15 protein-coding genes and 1 rRNA gene are annotated in these 19883 nt (G+C 60.4%); 8 read left to right on the top strand and 8 right to left on the bottom strand.

All coding sequences use genetic code 11. The features are described 5' to 3' along the window. Positions 1-4: 4 nt before the first annotated feature. From AC07SI_RS05880 to AC07SI_RS05855, 6 genes are all read right to left on the bottom strand, one after another. Positions 5-1540, bottom strand: coding sequence for an MFS transporter (locus AC07SI_RS05880; RefSeq protein WP_495005370.1), 1536 nt, complete (start codon positions 1538-1540; stop codon positions 5-7). Positions 1541-1753: 213 nt separating this feature from the next. Continuing rightward, a complete protein-coding gene (locus AC07SI_RS05875; protein ID WP_065899503.1) occupies positions 1754-2674 on the bottom strand; it encodes a LysR family transcriptional regulator in 921 nt (306 codons plus the stop codon). Positions 2675-2733: 59 nt separating this feature from the next. Beyond that, entirely contained in the window at positions 2734-3582 is an 849-nt protein-coding gene (locus tag AC07SI_RS05870) for an ABC transporter permease (RefSeq protein ID WP_495005369.1), read from the bottom strand. Positions 3583-3593: 11 nt separating this feature from the next. Next, complete coding sequence (locus tag AC07SI_RS05865) at positions 3594-4445, bottom strand: ABC transporter ATP-binding protein (RefSeq protein WP_065899501.1); 852 nt, start codon at positions 4443-4445, stop codon at positions 3594-3596. Between the two features lies 1 nt (position 4446). Next, entirely contained in the window at positions 4447-5472 is a 1026-nt protein-coding gene (locus AC07SI_RS05860; RefSeq protein ID WP_495005368.1) for an ABC transporter substrate-binding protein, read from the bottom strand. Positions 5473-5486: 14 nt separating this feature from the next. Then, complete coding sequence (locus tag AC07SI_RS05855; protein ID WP_213552109.1) at positions 5487-6377, bottom strand: TauD/TfdA dioxygenase family protein; 891 nt, start codon at positions 6375-6377, stop codon at positions 5487-5489. Between the two features lie 369 nt (positions 6378-6746). On the opposite strand from AC07SI_RS05855, the gene AC07SI_RS05850 reads away from it, so the two are divergent. The 5 genes from AC07SI_RS05850 (at position 6747) to AC07SI_RS05830 (ending at position 13335) form a co-directional block, all read left to right on the top strand. Next, positions 6747-7445, top strand: coding sequence for a GntR family transcriptional regulator (locus tag AC07SI_RS05850; RefSeq protein WP_495005367.1), 699 nt, complete (start codon positions 6747-6749; stop codon positions 7443-7445). A gap of 335 nt (positions 7446-7780) precedes the next feature. Then, on the top strand, positions 7781-8539 hold the full coding sequence (locus AC07SI_RS05845; protein WP_495005366.1) for a DUF3050 domain-containing protein: 759 nt from the start codon (positions 7781-7783) through the stop codon (positions 8537-8539). Further along, positions 8536-9483: a diiron oxygenase gene (locus AC07SI_RS05840; protein ID WP_213552106.1), complete on the top strand. Its 948-nt coding sequence runs from the start codon at positions 8536-8538 to the stop codon at positions 9481-9483. The genes AC07SI_RS05845 and AC07SI_RS05840 overlap by 4 nt, the downstream gene beginning before the upstream one ends. Next, entirely contained in the window at positions 9480-12857 is a 3378-nt protein-coding gene (locus tag AC07SI_RS05835) for an amino acid adenylation domain-containing protein (protein ID WP_495005365.1), read from the top strand. Before AC07SI_RS05840 ends, AC07SI_RS05835 begins: the two co-directional genes overlap by 4 nt. Positions 12858-12876: 19 nt before the next feature. Continuing rightward, complete coding sequence (locus tag AC07SI_RS05830) at positions 12877-13335, top strand: SRPBCC family protein (RefSeq protein ID WP_282397474.1); 459 nt, start codon at positions 12877-12879, stop codon at positions 13333-13335. A 45-nt stretch (positions 13336-13380) separates the two neighbouring features. On the opposite strand, the gene AC07SI_RS05825 is transcribed toward AC07SI_RS05830, so the two are convergent. After that, complete coding sequence (locus tag AC07SI_RS05825) at positions 13381-15261, bottom strand: methyl-accepting chemotaxis protein (RefSeq protein WP_106805516.1); 1881 nt, start codon at positions 15259-15261, stop codon at positions 13381-13383. Between the two features lie 278 nt (positions 15262-15539). Between AC07SI_RS05825 and AC07SI_RS05820 the strand changes: the two genes are divergently transcribed. The 3 genes from AC07SI_RS05820 (at position 15540) to AC07SI_RS05810 (ending at position 19624) form a co-directional block, all read left to right on the top strand. Beyond that, positions 15540-16055, top strand: coding sequence for a sigma-70 family RNA polymerase sigma factor (locus AC07SI_RS05820; RefSeq protein WP_065899492.1), 516 nt, complete (start codon positions 15540-15542; stop codon positions 16053-16055). Then, positions 16052-17035, top strand: a complete 984-nt coding sequence (locus tag AC07SI_RS05815) for a FecR domain-containing protein (RefSeq protein WP_495005364.1) — start codon at positions 16052-16054, stop codon at positions 17033-17035. Before AC07SI_RS05820 ends, AC07SI_RS05815 begins: the two co-directional genes overlap by 4 nt. Before the next feature lie 93 nt (positions 17036-17128). Further along, positions 17129-19624 carry a TonB-dependent siderophore receptor gene (locus tag AC07SI_RS05810; protein ID WP_495005363.1) on the top strand — a complete coding sequence of 832 codons (2496 nt, stop codon included), beginning with the start codon at positions 17129-17131 and terminating at the stop codon, positions 19622-19624. 184 nt (positions 19625-19808) lie between these two features. On the opposite strand, the gene rrf is transcribed toward AC07SI_RS05810, so the two are convergent. After that, a 5S ribosomal RNA gene (gene rrf / locus AC07SI_RS05805) occupies positions 19809-19883 on the bottom strand; the annotation flags it as partial.

Here is a 19883-nt window from a genome sequence, read left to right as displayed (position 1 = left end):
GTGGCTAGGTCGGTGCGCGAGGCGGGAAAATCCGCGTGGGCATCCAGAAAATCAGCAGGATCAACGCCACCGCGACGGCGGCCATGACGTAGTAGAGATCCGAAGAAGTGAGCACCACGGCCTGCTCGTGCAGGCGGTGGGCAAGGCCCGGCGCATCACCCTCGGACAGCGGCGAGTTGCCAAGGCCGTCGACCAGCATGGTCGAGTGAAAATGCAGGCGCTGGGTCGTCAGCGCATCCAGCACGCCGGTGGCGATCACGGCGGCCAGGCCTTTGACGGTGTTGAACCAGGCCGAGGCGAACGGCCCGTCCGCCGGCTGGATACTGCCGGTGGAGAGCATCAGCAGCGGCAGCACGGCCATGGGTTGCCCGAAAATCTGCAGCAGGTACAAGCCGTAGAAATCGTCGCGAATCCACTCCGATGTGAGGTGCGCACTGCCGACGCAGCACAGCACCAGCATGCCCAGCCCGGTGCCCAGTACCCAGCGGCAATCGATCCAGCGCAGGTTGCACAAGGCGGCTACCAGCGGCAGCGCGATCAATTGCGGCAGCGCCATCAACAGCATCACCGGCGCGGTTTGCAGCGGGCGATAACCCTGGACCTGGGCAAGGAAACTCGACGGGATGATGATCACCGAGGTCAGCACCATCAGCACGCCGGCCAGCACGATCAAGGCAAACGACAGATTGCGCAGGCCGAGCATCTGCAGCTTGAAAAATGGCATCGGGTGCGACCATTCGTTGAGCATGAACAGCACCAGCAACACGGTGCCGCCACTCAGCAGGAAGGTGATCAGGCCCGACTCGAACCAGTCCAGGCGATTGCCCTGCAGGATGCCGATCACCAGCATGCAAATCGCTGGAAACCCCAACAGCAGGCCGCGCCAGTTGAACTGCTTGAAGCGCTCCAGACGCACGGGGTCCTGCGGCAAGCCGTAGGCCACGGCGGCCATCGCCACAAGGCAGGGGCCGACGATCTGCCAGAACGCCCACTGCCAACCGACATATTCGGTCCATAGCGCCGCCAGCGGCGTGCCGAGGCTCGGACCGAAGGTGGCAGTGAGCGCATAACCGGCCAGACCATACAGCTTGACGTTGGCGGGCAGGAAACGCAGCGCCACGGTCATCAGCATCGGCGGCAACGCCCCGCCGGCCAGGCCTTGTACGGTGCGCAGCACCAGCAGGCTTTCGTAGTTCGGCGCAAACGGGCACAGGATGCCGAGCACAGTGAACAGGCCGATGGCGCACAGGGTGAAGCGGCGCAGCGAGAAGGTCACCGAGCACCAGGGCGCAAAGGCCATGGCCGACACCGAAGTGGCGGTGTAGGCGGCAACCAGCCAGGTGCCTTCGTCGAAACCGATGTAGAGCGCGCCGCGAATATCCGCGAGGGCCACTTTGGTGACCATCTCGTTGAGACCGGAGACCAGCACGGCCAGCAACACGCCGACCAGGCCGATGATGATGCGCGGGCCGAATACAGGCGGGGTGATAGCGGTGGGCTTGGCTGCGGCCTGGAGTGCGGGAGCAGCGAGGGAAGTCATGAACAGGCAACTCGGAATGGTAAATACCCGAGCAGTTTAATCAGGCGTACACATGACAAAAAGTTACTTGTCGGCAGGTTATAACTGCACCAGACGTAATCCTTAACTCACTATGAACTCGTGCTTGGGGCGATTGCGGCCTGGTTCACGTAGAGGTATTCGCCGAGCCTGCGCTATCGCCGGCAAGCCGGCTCCTACAGGGGCTATGGGGTGTCAGGTGGGTTGCGCTTCGAGCCAGGTGGCGTGGCAACTCTCGCGCATGGTTTCGCGCAGCCATTTGTGGGCCGGGTCTTTGTCGAAACGCGGGTGCCAGGATTGGGCCAATACCAGCGTCGGCAGCGAGATCGGCAAGGCAAACGCGCGCAGTGGCAGCTTCAGGCGATTGGCGCTGAGCAGCGCTTCCTTGGGCACCGGCAGCAGCAGGTCGGAATCGGGCAGCATGAACATCGCGCCGTGAAAGCCCGGGGCGATCATCGCCACGCGGCGCTCCAGGCCCTGGGCGTTCAACGCGGTGTCAATCGGGCCGCGGGCGATGCCACGCCGCGAGATGCTGATGTGGGAATAGCTGGCGAAGCGCGCTGCGGTGATCTCTTCGTCGAACAACGGGTGATCTTCCCGCGCCAGGCCGACGAAAGTGGTGGAAAACAGGTTCTGCACTTTCACTTCGGGACTGACCGGCATGGTGTTGCTCACGCGCAAATCCAGGCGCCCTTCACGCAGCGCCTCGTCGTCGGTGTCACCCTCGGGCACGAAGCACAGCTCGCACAGCGGCGCCATGCGCTCCATGGTGTCGAACAGACGACCGCCATACACGCCGATAAAAAAGTCGTTGGCGCGCACGCTGAAGCGCCGGCGCAAGGTGCTCAGGTCGACCTGGTCCGCCGAACGAAACAGCAATGCAGCCTGCTCCACCACGTTGCGCACCTGGCCTTGCAACTGCAGGGCCTTGGGCGTCGGCACCAGGCCGCGACCGGCGCGCACCAGGATCGGGTCGCCTACCGCCTCGCGAATACGCGTAAGGGTGCGGCTCATGGCCGCCGGGCTGAGGTTCATCCGTCGCGCGGCACCGACCACGCTGCCCTCGTCGAGTAATGCGTCGAGGGCGACCAGCAGGTTCATGTCCGGTAGTTGCATGCCAAGCACTCGTGATCAGTGGGGAGTGAGCGGAATGCAATCCTAGCAGGCCGGACGAATCAGCGCTGCATGCCCCAGCGCTTTACCGTCAGACGCTCGAAGGTGTCGAACACCAGGTTTTCCACGAGCAGGCCGATCAGGATCACCACCGCGAGCCCGGCAAACACCTTGTCGGTGTAAAGCTCGTTGCGGTTCTGGAAGATGTACCAACCCAGGCCGCCCTTGCCGCTGGTAGCCCCGAACACCAACTCGGCGGCGATCAGCGTACGCCAGGCAAAGGCCCAGCCGATCTTGAGGCCGGCGAGGATCGACGGCAGCGCCGCCGGGATCAGGATGAACAGCACAAAACGCATGCCCTTGAGCCCATAGTTGCGGCCGGCCATGCGCAGGGTTTCGGAGACGCCGAGAAATCCCGAATAGGTGTTGAGCGCCAGCGCCCACAGCACCGAATGCACCAGCACGAAGATCAGGCTGTTCTGCCCCAGGCCAAACCACAGCAGCGCCAGCGGCAGCAAGGCGATGGCCGGCAACGGGTTGAACATCGAGGTCAGGGTGCTGAGCAGGTCGCGGCCCAGTTGCGTCGACACCGCCAGGGTGGTCAGCGCGAACGCCAGCACGATACCAATCAGGTAGCCCTTGATCAGCACCACCAGCGAAATGCTCACTTTGCTCAGCAATTCACCGCTGAGCAAGCCGTCGTACAGTGCGTGAGCGGTCTGCAGGAAACTGGGCAGCAACAGGTCGTTGTTCTGATAACGCGCGACCGCTTCCCAGAGGATCGCGAGCACGATCAGGATCAGGCCTTTGCGCAGCCAGCCCTGTTGCCACAGGCGTTGGCGCAGGGGCAGCTCGCGTTCCACGGGAACGCTGAGCAGCGGCTCGAGAGTAATTTTGTATTCCTGGCGCATGGGTTGTCCCTTCAGTAAGCGATGCGGATATCGGCGAAACCCAACTCACGTTCGGCCTCGGGCGCTTCATCGAACAACAGGCGATGAATGCGTCGCGCCGACGCCTGGAACTCCACGCCGCCGAGGCTGTGCAGGTCGTATTGATGGCTGTGGATTTCCGCACGCACCCGCCCCGGATGCGGCGACAGCAACAGGATGCGATTGCCCACCACCAGCGCTTCTTCGATGGAGTGAGTGACAAACAACAGGGTGAAGCGCACCTCCTCCCAGAGCAGCAGCAGCTCTTCCTGCATCTTGCGCCGGGTCAGGGCGTCGAGGGCGGCAAAGGGTTCGTCCATCAGCAGGATTTTCGGCTGCATCGCCAAGGCGCGGGCGATCGCCACGCGGGCTTTCATGCCGCCGGAAAGGGTGTGCGGGTAAGCGTCGGCAAAGGCGCTGAGGCCAACCTTATCGAGGTAATGTAACGCGCGCTCTTCGGCCTCAGCACGCTTGAGGGTTTTCGACGCCAGCAACGGAAACATCACGTTCTGCTTGACGGTTTTCCAGGGTGGCAGTTGGTCGAATTCCTGGAACACCACGATGCGGTCCGGGCCCGGGTGTTCGACCTTTTGCCCCAGCAGGCGGATCTCGCCTTCGCAGGGTCTGATAAACCCGGCGATGGATTTGAGCAAGGTGGACTTTCCGCAGCCCGACGGGCCCAGCAACACGTAGCGATCGGCCGGATCGATTTCGAAACTGACCTGGTGCGTGGCCCGCACCACGCGCTCGGGGGTGCGATATTCCAGGCTGACTTTATCCACCGCCAGCAGCGGGGCGGTGGTGTGCAGGTTGCTGGCCGTGTGGCCTTGCAAGGGCGCGTTCATCTCAACTTCCTTGCAGGGGCTTGGCGTCCTGGAAGAAGTAGTCCTTCCACGATTCCGGCTTGTTCTTGATGGCGCCGACGCGGTAGAGGAATTCCGCCAGCGGGTAGGTGTTTTTCGGCGTGACGCTGAACTCGAACTGCGGGTTCTCGATGATTTTCAGCAGCTCGGCGCGGTCGATCTTGGCCTTGGTCACGCGGATGTAAGTGTCGGCGGCGGCGCCTTTGTCGTTCTGGGCGAACTGCGCCGCTTCGGTCAACGCTTCCACGAATGCCTTGTAGGTCTTCGGGTTGTCGTTGCGGAATTTTTCGGTGGCGAACAGTACCGTCGGCGAGTTCGGGCCGAGCAGGTCGTAGGTGTTCAGCACCACATGCACGTTAGGGTTGGTGAGGGCCTGCTCCTGGAATGGCGGGTTGGAGAAGTGCCCGGTCAGTTCGGTACCGCCGGCGATCAGTGCCGCCGTGGCGTCCGGGTGCGGGACGGCAACGGTGTACTTGTCGAGGCGATTGAATTCCTTGTCGCCCCACTGCTTGGCGACGGCATATTGCAGGAAGCGCGACTGCACCGAAACACCCACGGCCGGCACCGCGATGCGGTCCTTTTCAGTGAAATCGGCGATGGTCTTGACCTTCGGATTGTTGCTCACCAGGTAGTACGGGAAGTTACCCAGGGACGCCACGGCCTTGACGTTCTGCTTGCCGTGGGTGCGATCCCAGATGGTCAGCAGCGGGCCGACACCGGCCCCGGCAATGTCGATGGAACCGGAGAGCAACGCGTCGTTGACCGCCGCGCCACCGGACAGCTGGGTCCAGTCGACCTTGATGTCGATGCCTTCTTGCTTGCCGTATTTCTCGATCAGGTTCTGGTCGCGTACGACGTTGAGCAACAGGTAGACGATGCCGAACTGCTCGGCAATGCGGATCTCACCTTCGGCGTGCGCAGCCGCCGGAGCTACCAGGCTGCCGGCCAACAGGCTGACACCCAGGCCAACCGTCGCGGCCAATCGTGCAAATGGGATTTTCCTGGACATGGTCATGCTCCGAATCAGAAAGGCGCGTCGCCCTGGATGGTGGTGCGATAGAGCTTGCGGCGCAGATTGCTCGGGCAACCGGCGGCCAGGTGGATCAACGAACGGTTATCCCAGAACACCAGGTCATGGGGCTGCCATTGATGACGGTAGATGTTGTGTGGCAACACGCTGTGGGCGTAGAGCTGGGCGAGCAGGTCACGACTTTCGTCTTCCGGCAAGCCAACAATGCGGGTGGTGAAGCCTTCACTGACGAACAGCGCCTTGCGTCCGTTTTCCGGGTGGGTGCGCACGATGGGGTGCACGACCTCGGCCACCTGGGCGAGCTGCTCGGGGGTCAGCGTCGGACGCCAGTTACCTTCGAATTTGGTTTCGCTGTAGCGCGCGGTATAGGAGTGCGCGGCGCTGCGGCCTTCAACGGCTTTGCGCAGGTGCTCGGGCAATTGGTCCCAGGCCTTGTGCATGTCGGCGAACAACGTGTCGCCGCCTTCGGAGGGCAGCTCCTGGGCGTGGAGCATCGAGCCCAGGCTCGGCAGTTCTTTATAAGACAGGTCCGAATGCCAGAATTTGCCCGCATCCCCCAGGCCGATGGATTGGCCATTTTCGATGATGTTGGAAACGATGAGGATTTCCGGGTGATTGGCCAGCAGGAACTGCTTGAGCACGTGGATCTGCAGCACACCGAAGCGGCGACTGAAGGCGATCTGCTGCTCGGGGGTGATGCGCTGGTCGCGGAAGACCACCACGTGGTGGTCCAGGTGGGCGCGGTGAATGCGCGCGAAATCCTCGTCGCTGACCGGGCGGGACAAGTCCAGGCCGATGATCTCGGCACCAACGCTGCCGGGCAGTGGATGAATCTCGAATGTTTGGGCGGTGGTCGCTGTTGGAACAGTAGAGGTGGCGGACATGAGGTCACTCCCGATCAGACAGGAGAGTGACTTTATAGATATAAGAACAGCAGTTTAAATACCGTTAGTGAATATCGATATGCGGGAATGTAGCGGCGCAACCCCGCCCGGCGCGTTATCGATGCAATAAACAGCGGGGTAGAAGAACGTTGAGTCCAGGGCAACACCTGCGGCGATTGCCGACTCGGCGGGCGGCTCTTGAAACCGGGTCGCGTAAGACGCCATAAAGGCTGGATGTGGGCGCCGGGAGCGCTGTGTTGAACCGCTTACAAGCCGAAACCGTGCCCGTTTGACAAGCCTATAAGCAGTCTCTAGTGTGCATTGGATCCAATTAGCCACCCCTATTCTAATAAGGAGGATAGCGTAACCGTGACGCAGAAGCCGAACCCATTGAACAGCATCAAGATCAGCGGTCCTATTCCCGCCCATCTCGCTCGCTCCGTGATTGAAGAAACCTTGCGCAATGCCATCCTGGATGGGCGATTGCCTTGCGGTACTGCCATGCGCCAACAGGAGCTGGCCAGCCTGTTCGGGGTCAGCCGCATGCCGGTGCGTGAAGCCCTGCGCCAGCTCGAAGCCCAGTCGCTGCTGCATGTGGTGACACACAAGGGCGCCGTGGTCGCACCGTTGATCGAAGATAACTCGGCGGAAACCTATGCACTGCGAATGTTGCTGGAGTCTGAAGCCCTGCGCTTGTCGATCCCCTTGCTCACCGAGGCCGATATTGCCGAGGCTGACGCCTTGATCTGTGCGCTGGAGCAAGAAAAAGACTACGCCGAGATTGGCCGCCTCAACCGCCTGTTCCACATGGCACTTTATGGCAAGGCACCCAACCAGCGGTTGCTCAAGTTGGTGGAGCACGGGTTGAATGAGGAGGAACGCTTCTTGCGTTTCAACCTGGAAGCGATGGGGCTGAGCGAAACCTCCCAGGAAGACCACCGTGAGCTGCTGCAACTGGTGGCCCAGAAGAAAATCGATGAAAGCATCCTGACCCTGCGCAATCACCTGATGCGTGGCATGGAAGTGATTACGACCTACCTCAATGGCCTGGACAAAGGCGGCAACTAAGCCGCGCACCTCTGTTTACTCCTACTGCCCTTCAAGAGCTATGCCCCACCGTCGGACAGGGGTGTAGCACTGAAGATACCTCCTACTTGCAATAGAGCAACTTACTGACAGCACATATTATTTAGAAAAACTTCTAACACATTTATATGCTCGCCAAACTGTTTAACCCGCTTATTATCTTTTATCACTAAACCAGCCGCCCTCTTCAACAGCGCCACACCGCCTGTGGGCGGCCGTGCGCATCACGCCTGGTTTACATCCGCTTTTCTTTATTGCCGATCACAATAGCCCCTCGCTGTTCCTACAGCAGACGCAACAACTTATAGGCATCAACCATGTATCAACCGTTACTTGAACAGACCAAACTGCAGTTATGCAATCACCCGTTATTTGCAGAAATAACTTCTCGCCACAAGTTACAACTTTTTATGGAAAGTCATGTATTTGCGGTGTGGGATTTCATGACCCTCACCAAACGCCTGCAACAGGACCTGGCCGGTACTCGCCTGCCCTGGCTGCCACCTGCCGACCCGCACGCTGCGCGCCTGATCAATGAAATTGTACTGGGCGAAGAATCGGACCCGCATCCCCGACAAGGCTATTGCAGCCACTTCGAACTGTACCTGGAGGCCATGGGCGAGGTTGGCGCCAGCACTTCGACGATAGAGCATTTTATCGCGCTGCTGCGCCAGGGCCTGGAGGCCGACTCGGCGTTGCAGGCGGTCGATGTGCCTGCCGGTGTTGCCCGCTTTGTCAGTGCCACGCTGCACATTGCATTGAACGCGCCCACTCATTGTGTCGCGGCGGCGTTTCTTCACGGCCGTGAACGGGTCATCCCGACGATGTTCGAGCATCTCCTGCAAGCCGATGAACTCACTCATGACCCGGCGCCTACCTTCCAGGGCTATCTCAAGCGCCATATCGAAGTGGACTCCCAGGAGCACGGGCCGGCGGCCGAGCGGTTGCTGGAGCGCCTGGTCAGCGCGGATCCGGATTACCCGCGACAAGCCTGCGAGACAGCCCTTGCGGCGGTGCAGAGCCGCCTTGCCTTCTGGGATGAGGTGCGGGCCTCGCTGCACAGGGTGCGCCCATGAACAGCACCGACTACCCCTCCATTGCCGACGACTGGGAGCGCCGCGCAACCATTCGCACCCGCCCCCGTCGCTGGCTCGAAAACGATGACAAATTGATCTATCCCCTGAGCCGCCAACCCCTGGTTCTCAGCGCGACCTTTCTCGAACACTGTGCGCATTGGCGCGACTTCGTGCTGGTGCAGAGCTTCTACAAATTCATCAACGACGTGGTGATTTTCGAAACCGAAATCGTCGACAAGACCGCGCGCAGCATTGCCAAGAATCGCTTCTCGCTGCCCTTCCCGCTGGCCTGCCGCGTAGACGCGATGACGGTCGTGGTCGACGAGGATTATCACGCGCTGGTCGCGCTGGATTTCCTGCAACAAACCGTGGCCATGACCGGTATCCAACCGCTGGACCTGCCAGGCCAGATCGAATTGAGCCACGCCCTGCCGGCGGCACAAGCGCAGGTACCCGCTCACCTTCGCGATGCCGTGGAGCTGATCGGGGTGGCCATCGCCGAAAATACCGTCACCCAGGAGGTGGCGGCGTTCTCCAAGGACAGCAGCGTCAAGGCCTCTGTCCGTGGATTGATGGCCGACCACCTGTTTGACGAAGGTCGTCATGCGCAATTCTGGACGCGGCTGGTGCGCCTGTATTGGCAATCCGCGAGCGCGGCCGACCGCGACAGCATCGCTCAGGTACTGCCGACGTTCCTCGCCCATTACCTGACCAATGACTTGCAGAAAAACTTCGACCTGCACCTGATTGACCACCTCGACATCAGCCACAGCTTGCGCAATGCACTGCGCGATGAAGTCGCCGCGCTGGCGTTCCCCATCCACCGCCAGCATCCCTTGCTGGGAAATATCATGGGCTTCCTGCAGCACAGCGGCTTGCTGCAGACACCCAGTGTGGCGCTGGCGTTGAAGGACTATCTGCCGGTGCCCGGGAGGCCGATATGAGGCGCCTGGAGATCGGCTGGAGCGGCACCAGCAGCGCCCTTGGTGCTATCCGGCAAGAGCTGGAACGGTATGGGCATATCGCGGGCGACGAGGCCATCGACCTGTTGATTGAAGACGGTAGCCAGGCATTGCCGACACATGCGGACCACCACCCGATGCTAAGCCTGCGCGCCGGCATGGGGCCGTTGAACGAGCACGGCCTGCCCGCCCTGCAACTACGGGCCTACGGGCATGAGCGGCAACTGCTGGCGGTGCTGGACATCGCCGATGAGCCCAGTGGCAACGGCCAGCGCCTGCGCCAACAAGTGACCGGTGCGCTGGTTGAATGGATCGCGCTGCACGTCAGCAGTTTCTCGCGGGACCCTGGGTACTTCTGTTCGAGTGCGGTAGCCAACGACTGGCCGGAGCACGACTTGCGAGCGCTTGAGGCGCTGGCGTTCATACACCGATTCAATCAGACCGCAGACCCTGCATTGCTGCAGGAGGCCCGGGTCCCCGTGATCGAACAGGTGCAGGCCAGCCTTCAAACGTTCGCCGACAGGCCTGCGTTGAATATCGCCGGACGCCAGGTGACCTACCGCCAGTTGCAGGTCCTGACGCTGGCGATCCAGCGCCGGTTGCGCCCTCTGCTGGAAGCAGTCGAGACGCCAGCGGTGGTCGGCGTATACCTGGAGAAATCCATCGAGCTGTACGCCAGCATTCTTGCAGTGTTGGGCTGTGGGGCGGTGTACCTGCCCTTGGGCCTGGAACAGCCTCCCCACCGCCATCAGGGTATGCTCGACAGCGCGGGAGCACGGGTGTTGCTGGATGCCGGCCAACACCCCTTGCGGGGGCACTTCAGTGCTTTGGATGTGAGTAGGGTGAGCCCGCACGATGCCGACACCAACGCGGCACTGATGCACCCTCGCCACTGCCCCGATGCGCCTTGCATGGCGCTCTTCACCTCGGGCACCACCGGCCAGCCCAAGGGCGTGCTGCTCAGCCAGGGCAACCTGGCGCATTTCACGGCCTGGTTCAGGTCCTGCATGGACATGGGAGAACACAGCCGTGTGCTGCAGTTTTCGCCGTTGAGCTTCGATTCGTCGCTGATCGATATCTTTCCCGCGCTGATAGCAGGCGCCGAGCTGATCGTCCCCAGCGAAGCGCAACGACGCGATCCCCGGCAACTGCTCGACCTGCTGCGCCGGCAACACGTCACTCACGCCTTTCTACCCCCGGCTTTTCTCAACATTCTGCCGCTTGATCAACCACTGGGCCTCACGCACCTGCTGACCGGAGGCGATGTCTGCGAGCCCCATGTGATCGAGCAGTTGGCGGGACAATGCCAGTTTCACAACCTCTATGGCCCCACCGAGGCCACGGTGCTGGTCTGCCATCGCACCTTGCGCCCCGGCGACAGCAATCGCAGCCTTGGCCAGCCTATCGCCAACAGCCAGGTGCTGATCCTCGACGACCAGCTGCAACCGGTGGATGAACAGGTGATGGGCGAGGTGTATATCGTCGGCCCCGGTGTGAGCCTGGGGTATGTGAACGTACCCCAAGGGGCCGCCAACCCTTTTGTGACGCTGGCGGTGCCTGGCGGCCAGACCCTGCCGGCCTACCGCAGCGGTGACCTGGCCAAGTGGACTGCCGACGGCATTGTGTTTGGAGGGCGGCGCGATGATCAGGTGAAGATCCGTGGTTTTCGGGTCGAGCCCCAGGACATTGAACATTGCCTGCGCAACAGTCAGCTGTATCGCCAGGTGGCGGTGGTGATCGACCGAGACGGCAGCATCCGGGCGTTCGTCGCCCAACCCCGACCGGGCGCCACAATCGCGGCCCTGCAACAGCATGCGCGGCAACAGCTACCGGATTACATGCAGCCCGGTTGCTGGAGCGAGTTGCCCTGTATGCCGCCCACCAGCAACGGCAAGGTCGACCGACAGGCTCTGCGGGCCCTGCCGATGCCAGCGCCGACGCAGCCCAGCCAACGCACTGCACGCACCCCGTTGCAGGTGCGATTGACCCACCTGTGGAGCGAACTGTTGGCAGTACCCGCCGGTGGGTTGTCTATCGATGAGGGGTTCTTCGACCTCGGTGGTCACTCCATTTTGCTGTCGACCTTGTTGCTGCGCACTCGCGAGCTATTCGGACGCAGTTTCGCCTTGAGCCATTTCATTGAAGTCCCGACGATTCGTACGCTTGCGACCTTGCTGGAAGATGGTCAACGACCCGACTCTCCGTCTGGCCAGGCAGTGAAGGATGCTCAACGGCAGCGGGTGATCCACACACTGCCCGAGGACCGCGCAGGCGACGCGCACAAAGTGATCGTGACAGGCGCCAACAGCTTCGTCGGCGTGCATATCGTCGAAGCGCTATTGGCCGGTGGCGCAACCGAGGTGGCGTGCCTGGTAAGGGAAGAACCGGGGCACACAGCGATGGCGCGCTTCCAGCATGCGTTGCGCGAATACCACCTGGAAGGTCTCGACCTGAGCCGAGTACGGGTGTTCGCGGCCGACATCAGCCTGCCGCTGTTGGGCCTGGCCAATGAGGTGTATGACGCGCTTGCCGAAGACTACGGCGTGTTGGTGCACAACGCCGCGCGCGTCAACCACGTGATGGAATACGCCACGCTGGCCAGGGACAACGTCGAGCCTATCTTCGAGTGCTTGCGCCTGTGCGAGACCCGCCGCAAGAAAGTCTTCAATTTTATCTCGACGCTGTCGGCCTGCAGCAGCATCGACGCCTCGGGGCACGTGCTCGAAGCGCCGGCATCAGAAACGTTGCCGCTGTATCTGAAGAACGGCTACAACCTCTCCAAATGGGTTGCCGAACGGCAGTTGGGGCACGCGGTAAGCCAAGGTGCCTGGGTGAATATCCATCGCCCCGGAAACATCAGTTTCAACAGCCGCAACGGTGCCTGCCAGCCGCAGAAAAATCGCCTGATGCTGATGCTCAAAGGCTCGCTCCAGTTGGGCCTGCTACCGCGTCTGGAACTCAATTTCGACCTGATGCCGGTGGACTTCCTGGCCCGGTTCATTGCGTTCCACTGCGCCAGCTTTCAAGCAGGCGCAAGCGTGTTCAACCTGCACAACCCACAGCCTTTGAGTTGGGCGCACTACCTGGATGCCTTCAGCCAGGCGGGCCACAGGTTCGAACGGGTGAGCGTCGCGCACTGGCAGCAGGCGCTGCGTACGGTCAACCAGGACAACGCATTGTTTGGCGTGCTCGGCTTTTACCTCGACCGCCTGGACGAAGACATCGGCGACACCTCAATGATTCGTCATGACAACGCGCGGCAAGGCGTCCGGCAGATGGGGAAGCAGTACCCGGAAAAAGACGCGGCACTGTTGAGCAAAGGCTGCAATTACCTCAAGGCCATCGGCTTTCTTTGAAACGCCTCAGGACACCCTCATGAAACCACTGCAACCCGATACATTAATCCGCAACCCGAGCGCCCCGCCGATCGTGGCCTCTGTCGTGGTCGACTGCCCTGCCGCCCGCCTGTGGAGCATGGTGGGGCAGTTTGCCGGCTTCAACGTGTTCATCCCCGCGCTCACGCATATCGAAATGATCGGCACCGGCGTGGGCGCTTTACGTCGCAAGTTTTTCCGCGACGGCCACTGTGTCGTGGAGCAACTCAACAGCCGCGACGAACACGCCATGCACATGACCTGGACCACCCTTTACAACACGCTGGGCGTGGCCAGGTTGTGGGCGGCCATCCAGGTGGAAGCCATGGGTACGGAGTGTTCCAGGGTGACCTGGACCCTCGTTGCCGAGCCCATGGATGCAGCACAGGCTGGATTCGAACAGTTCTTGCAGGGGTTCGCCGACAGTGCGCTGGAGAATGTGCGGCGGTTGCTGGGTTGAGCGGCAGGAGCAGAATGCTCCGCGCCTGCCAGGTTGATCAGCGGTTCAAATCTTGAAGCTGTCGACCAGTTGCTTCAACCGATTGGCCTGCTGCGACAGCGCATCGCAGTCCTTCAAGGTTTCATTCAGGTTGGCCACACCCTGCTGGTTCAGCAGGTTAATCTGGTTGATGTCGACGTTGAGTGTTTCCACTACCGCGGTCTGCTCCTCGGTGGCCGCGGCGACGGATTGGTTCATGCCATCGATCTCGACGATCCGCTGCGTCACGCTGACCAGGCGCTCACCGGCCTGGTTGGCGACTTCTACGCTCTCTTCGCTGGATGCCTGGCTGGCATTCATGGTGGTCACCGCTTCACGCGAGCCCACTTGCAGCGAGGTGATCATCTTGTGGATCTCTTCGGCCGACTCCTGGGTACGGTGAGCCAGGTTGCGGACCTCATCGGCGACCACTGCAAAACCACGTCCGGCCTCGCCAGCGCGCGCTGCCTCGATGGCGGCGTTGAGCGCGAGCAAGTTGGTTTGCTGGGAGATGCCTTTGATCACATCAAGGATGTGGCCAATATTGTCGGTGCTGGCATTCAGGGTTTCGATCTGCGTGCAGGACAGGCTGATCTTCTGCGACAGCGCAGACATCGCCAGGATGGTCTGCTCCACCACTTTGCGGCCATCGTCGGCCTGCTCACTGGCACCGCTGGCATGCTGGGAAGCGTCGGCGGCGTTACGTGCAATTTCCTGGGTGGCCGCCCCCAACTCATTGATCGCGGCGGCCACGCTATTGGTGCGGGCGCTTTGTTCGTCGGAGCCGACGATCGAGGCGTTCGAAGACGCCATCACGCGCTGCGACAAGTCATGCACCTGGCGAGTGGCCGAAGACACTTCGGAAATCGAGGCGTGAATGCGCTCCACGAACTGATTGAACGCACTGCCGACTTCGCCGAACTCATCCTTGCTGGTGACAGCCAGGCGGCGGGTCAAATCGCCCTCGCCCTGGGCAATGTCCTGCATGGCCACACCCATGGTGGTCAGAGGGCGCAGCAGTACCTGGATCAGCAAGCTCAGCAGCACAGCAATGACGACCACGGCGATCAGCATGGCGATCAGTGCGGAAGTACGGAATTTACCCAGCGGTGCGTAGGCTTTGTCTTTGTCGATCGACAGGCCGATGTACCAATCTGCACCCGGCAACCCACTGATAGGGGTGAATGACAAGATCCGGTCCTGACCATTGAGCACCACATCCTGGCTGACTTTCTCGATACGGACGTGGGTGCCTGGGTAGATGTCCTTGAGGTTTTTCATCACCTGGTCCTGATCCGGACTGACGATGACCTGGCCGTCACCACTGACCAGAAACGCGTGGCCAATACCGCCGAAATCCACCGAGTTGATGATCTTCACCAAGGTCTGCAGGCTCAGGTCGCCACCGACCACACCGAGCAATTCGCCGTTCTTTTTCACTGGCATGGCGATGGTTACGATCTGCCCACCCACTGCGGCCATGTAAGGCGGCGTGAGCATCGGCTTATCGGCGGCCACAGCTTGCTTGTACCAGGGGCGCTGGCGAGGGTCATAGCCGTCGGGCATCTTTGCGTCCGGGCGTTGGGTAAACACACCGTTGGTTTGCCCGACATAGGTGAACTGGAAGTTGGAGGTGAAGGCCGCCTGATCGACCAATCCTGGGAGGTCGGCACCACTGCCCTGATGGGCAATGTTTTGCGTCAGGCTTTCGAGCACCAGTATTCGACCACTGAGCCAGTTCTGCACACTGCTGGCAGTGAGTTCACCGGATTGCTGGATAGACGATTCCAGGTTCTGCTTGATGGTGCTGCGTTGCAGGTAGTCGTTGTAGAGGGTGAATAACGCGAAGGCCAGAACCACGACGCCTGACGCGGCCAACAGAATTTTATGACTGAATTTGAGATTCATTTCATCGACTTCTTTTGCCAAAGGGGGGTGAGCGTGCCGAGTGGAACATTCCATGTACGGTATAGGCAGCTTCTGGGGCTGCTCTATTTCGGTGCACGCATGGCTCGTCAGGCTTTCGGCCAGGCCCCGGCAAAACTTAGGAAATTGTGAGAAGGATCCTTATTTTGCGTAGGAAACCGACAAGTGGTTGTCGTACAAGGATCAGAGTTGCAAAATTTTTCAGCCTCCCAAACAATGCGACTAATTATCATTTGTAACGTTTGGCCAGGTCAGTTTGAATGCCGTCTTCTGAGTACCTCGCGTGTGAAAATGTCGTGCACACGCTTTACAGCACCCATCACCACTGGCTGAAGACCTGGCTGCGCGGGCGCCTGGGGAATGCTGCGGATGCTGCCGACCTGGCTCAAGACACCTTTGTGCGGCTGCTGCAAAAAACCGAACGGTTTGAACTGAGGGCACCTCGGGCTTTCCTGCGCACCATCGCACGCGGCTTGGTGATTGATCACTGGCGTCGCGAGGAGATCGAACGGGCCTACCTTGAGTCCATCGCCCATTTGCCGGAAGCATTGGCCCCGAGTGCCGAAGCGCGGGCATTGGTGCTGGAGTTGTTGGAAGAGGTCGCCCGGCTTCTTGAAGGACTGAAGCCAAAGGTGCGTAAGGCTTTTCTATTGGCTCAGTGCGATGGATTGACGTACAAGCAAATCGCACAACAGATGGACGTGTCGCTGCGCTCGGTCGAGCGATACGTCGCCGAAGCGCTCTACCACTGTTACGTGCTGCGGTATGAATCATGACGCCGATGGATAACGTCGCGCGTTCCGGGCCGGATCCCCAGGTGGTCAAACAAGCTATCAGCTGGGCACTGCGCCTGCGTAACAACCGCGCCAATGTGCGCCTGCGCGCGCAATGTGAGCATTGGCGCGCCGCTCACCACGACCATGAACTGGCCTGGCAACGGGTGCAGGCGCTGCAACAGGAATTGAGCAGCCAACTCACGGCGATTCCCGGGGCGCATAGGGCGCTTGAGAACAGTGCGCAAGGGCTGGGACGACGGCAGGCGCTGAAGCTGTTGTCGGGTGTTGTGCTACTCGGATCCGCGGCCTGGATCAGTCGCGACCTCACCGGCTGGCAGCGCTGGACCTCCGACCTCGCTACGGCCACCGGCGAACGGCGCAGCATCCAGTTGCCGGATGGCACCCGCCTGCAACTCAATACTGACAGTGCAGTGGACCTGGACTTCAACCCGCAGCAGCGCCTGATCACCCTGCTGCGCGGGGAAATCCTGGTGACCTGCGGCGCGGCCGCATCCACGCCGTTGCTGGTGAAAACACGCCACGGCTTGCTCGAAGGCATCGATGGCCGGTTCGCCGTACGCCAAGACAGCGAATGCACGCGGCTGAGTGTGGTCAGCGGCAATGTCGCCATTCATTCCCCGCACCAGGCAGATGGCCTGTCAACGCAGGTTCACGCGGGCCAAAACTACCTCGTGAGCCCGACCCAGGCCACCCTTGTCCCCTCCCTGGATATGGACATCAGCGCCTGGGCTGATGGGCTGATCGTGACGCGTGCCATGCGCCTGGGTGATTTCCTAGCGGAAGTAGGACGTTATCGTCATGGCTATCTGGGTTGCTCGGCAGATGTCGCCGACCTGCGGCTATCGGGGGTTTTCCGCCTGGAAGACACCGACAAGTTGCTGGCGATCTTGCCGCAGACCCTGCCCGTCCAGGTGCGCTATCGCACACGTTGGTGGGTAAGCCTTGAGCGGTCTGTCTGATGTGCTGACTTTTTTTGGCGGCTTTTTCCCGTGAGACCGGCTTAGACAGTAAGCCTTTCAATCTGCCCTCACCGGCCTCTACGGACCTTGATCATGACTGTGCGTTTTCCCCGCAACTCTTCCAACTCTTCCTACCCGTTATTGAGGAAAGCCGTACGCGCGGCAATGCTGTCGACAGCGATGGGCATCAGCGTGGTATCGACCAGCAGCATGGCCGCAGAGGCAGCTGCCGTACAGGTCAGTCAACACTATGAGATTCCCGCAGGGCCGCTGAGCGACGCGCTCAATCAGTTCGCCCGGCAGGCAGGCATCACTCTTTCCGCCACGCCTGCGCAAACTCAGGGCCGACAATCGACCGGACTGCAGGGCGAGTACTCCGCCGAACAGGGCCTGAATCATTTGCTCAACGGCTCCGGCTTGCAGGCCATTTCCGAAGACGGTGTCAGTTTCGTGCTGCAGGCGACGCCGCAAAGTACTGCGCTCACGTTACCGACCACTGATATCAAGGGATTTGCCTTGGGTAACGCACTGGGAAGCATGGAAGGCTACAACGCGACTCACAGCCAGATCGCGACCAAGACCAGCACCGCATTGCTGGAAACCTCGCAAACGGTTTCGGTCGTCACGCGCGAGCAGATGGACGACCAGGGCTCGCAGACGGTTGCTCAAGCCATGCGTTACACCCCTGGCGTGTTGACCAACCCATACGGCGCCACTCATCGATATGACTATGTGGCAATGCGCGGCTTCAACGATGGCTCTGTGGATAACATTTACCTCGATGGGCTGAAGTCCATGGGGGACAGCGGTACGTACAGCACGATGCAGGTGGATCCGTACTTTCTGGAACGCGTGGACATTCTCAAGGGCCCCTCCTCAGTGCTGTATGGACGCAGTTCGCCCGGCGGCCTGGTGGCGCTGACCAGCAAGAAGCCATTGTTCGAGCCTTATCACCAGGTGCAGGCAACCGTGGGCAGCAACGGGCAGCGCGGCATGGGCTTTGACTTCAGTGGGCCTGTGGATGATGACAAGCGCATTGCCTATCGACTCACAGGGCTAACGGATAAGTCCGACACACAGTTTGATCACGCCAAGGAAAAGCGCTTCGCATTGGCGCCGACGCTGAGCATCGATTTTACCGATGACACTTCGCTGACGCTGCAAGCGTATCTGCAGCACGATCCCGACGGCGGCTACCACGGCGGGATGCCGGCAGATGGTGCATTACATCAGCGCAATGGTCAGCGGATCTCCAGCCACTTCTTTGAGGGTGAGCCGGGGGTTGATGGCTATAAGCGCGATCAGCAGTCGTTTGGCTATCAGTTTGAGCATCGCTTCAATGATGTCTTCACCGCGCGCCAGAACTTTCGTTACCTGGACTCCAAGGTAAAGTTGGATCAGGTATACGCCTACGGCTGGACCACACCGACCAGCAATGAACTGAATCGCTACTACTCGGGCGGCGATGAGAAGCTGCATGCGTTCATCATCGATAACATGCTGCAAGCCGAATTCTTTACGGGGGCCACCAAGCACACCGTGCTGATGGGCGCAGATTATCAACGACGTAAAACGGTGGTGGACTGGACGAGCGGGTCACTGCAACCGATCAATGCGTTCAACCCGGTCTATGGCAACTCGGCTATCAGCTACTACAGCCCGACCAGTTATCTGCGACGCCTGGAACAGACCGGCGTTTATTTGCAGGACCTGATCGAAATGGATAAGTGGCGTTTTTCCCTGGGAATGCGCCAGGACTGGGTAGAGACGTCCGATGAAAATCGTATCGCTGAGGCGGGGCGACCACTTGGCACTGAGATCAGTGACAAGCGAACCAAGCTCACCGGCCGCGCGGGCGCGCTGTACTTGTTTGATAGCGGCCTGGCGCCGTATGTCAGCTACTCCGAGTCCTTCAATCCGAACTCTTATTCAGACAGCTCGGGCAACCCTCTCGCGCCTACGGACGGGACGCAGTGGGAGGTGGGGCTGAAGTATCAACCGCCGGGCACTGACAACCTGTTTACGGCCTCATGGTTCCGCATCGACCAGGAGAACCTCGCGACCAAGTTGCCACAGGAGAACTTCTATCGTGCCGTAGGCGCTGTGCGCTCTCAGGGGTTGGAGTTGGAGGCTCATATGCAGCTAACCGATAACCTGAAGGTCTTGGGTAGCTACACCTTCACCGACATCGAGTATTCCAAGTCGATGGTGAGTACCTTGAGTACCGCGGACAACGTGATTGAGAACAAGGGCAACTCGCCGACACAGGCACCTCGTCATATGGCCTCGGTGTGGGCGGACTACAAATTTGATAGTGGCGCCTTGGACGGATTGCGGCTTGGAGGCGGTGTGCGCTATGTCGGGTACAGCTGGGCAGATGCGGAGAACACCATGAAGGTACCGTCCTACACCTTGTTTGATGCTTCGCTGGGTTACGACTTAGGCAAGGTCGGCTTGAAGGGTGTGGATGTGCGACTGAATGCCAATAACCTGACCAACGAGACGTATGTAGCCTCCTGTGCCAGCCTGAACTTCTGCTATCTGGGGGAAGAACGCAACGTCAGCGCAACGCTGAGTTACCAGTTCTAATCCGATAGCGTTCAAACCCAGCCAGTGCCTGATAGCAGGCACTGGCTTTTTTGTGTCTGCAATATGGGTTGCCCTTTGGATTGCCTCTCTCGGATGCCCAGGCCTTCGAACCACAGAGGTTTCCATCTTCCCATAAACGACAAAACCCCTGTCTGCGCTAGCAGACAGGGGTTTCGGAATTCAATCTTGACGATGACCTACTCTCACATGGGGAAACCCCACACTACCATCGGCGATGCATCGTTTCACTGCTGAGTTC

The organism is Pseudomonas sp. GW821-FHT05D12 (assembly GCF_059419825.1).
Note: the sequence above shows the minus strand (reverse complement) of the source record. Positions and strands in the feature narration are given on the sequence as shown.

Coding starts and splice junctions, on each gene's coding strand:
- AC07SI_RS05830 (WP_282397474.1), top strand. CDS start 12,877: ATGAAACCACTGCAACCCGATACATTAATCCGCAACCCGAGCGCCCCG.
- AC07SI_RS05835 (WP_495005365.1), top strand. CDS start 9,480: ATGAGGCGCCTGGAGATCGGCTGGAGCGGCACCAGCAGCGCCCTTGGT.
- AC07SI_RS05855 (WP_213552109.1), bottom strand. CDS start 6,377: ATGTCCGCCACCTCTACTGTTCCAACAGCGACCACCGCCCAAACATTC.
- AC07SI_RS05820 (WP_065899492.1), top strand. CDS start 15,540: ATGCCGTCTTCTGAGTACCTCGCGTGTGAAAATGTCGTGCACACGCTT.
- AC07SI_RS05865 (WP_065899501.1), bottom strand. CDS start 4,445: ATGAACGCGCCCTTGCAAGGCCACACGGCCAGCAACCTGCACACCACC.
- AC07SI_RS05810 (WP_495005363.1), top strand. CDS start 17,129: ATGACTGTGCGTTTTCCCCGCAACTCTTCCAACTCTTCCTACCCGTTA.
- AC07SI_RS05825 (WP_106805516.1), bottom strand. CDS start 15,261: ATGAATCTCAAATTCAGTCATAAAATTCTGTTGGCCGCGTCAGGCGTC.
- AC07SI_RS05880 (WP_495005370.1), bottom strand. CDS start 1,540: ATGACTTCCCTCGCTGCTCCCGCACTCCAGGCCGCAGCCAAGCCCACC.
- AC07SI_RS05860 (WP_495005368.1), bottom strand. CDS start 5,472: ATGTCCAGGAAAATCCCATTTGCACGATTGGCCGCGACGGTTGGCCTG.
- AC07SI_RS05875 (WP_065899503.1), bottom strand. CDS start 2,674: ATGCAACTACCGGACATGAACCTGCTGGTCGCCCTCGACGCATTACTC.
- AC07SI_RS05845 (WP_495005366.1), top strand. CDS start 7,781: ATGTATCAACCGTTACTTGAACAGACCAAACTGCAGTTATGCAATCAC.
- AC07SI_RS05870 (WP_495005369.1), bottom strand. CDS start 3,582: ATGCGCCAGGAATACAAAATTACTCTCGAGCCGCTGCTCAGCGTTCCC.
- AC07SI_RS05840 (WP_213552106.1), top strand. CDS start 8,536: ATGAACAGCACCGACTACCCCTCCATTGCCGACGACTGGGAGCGCCGC.
- AC07SI_RS05815 (WP_495005364.1), top strand. CDS start 16,052: ATGACGCCGATGGATAACGTCGCGCGTTCCGGGCCGGATCCCCAGGTG.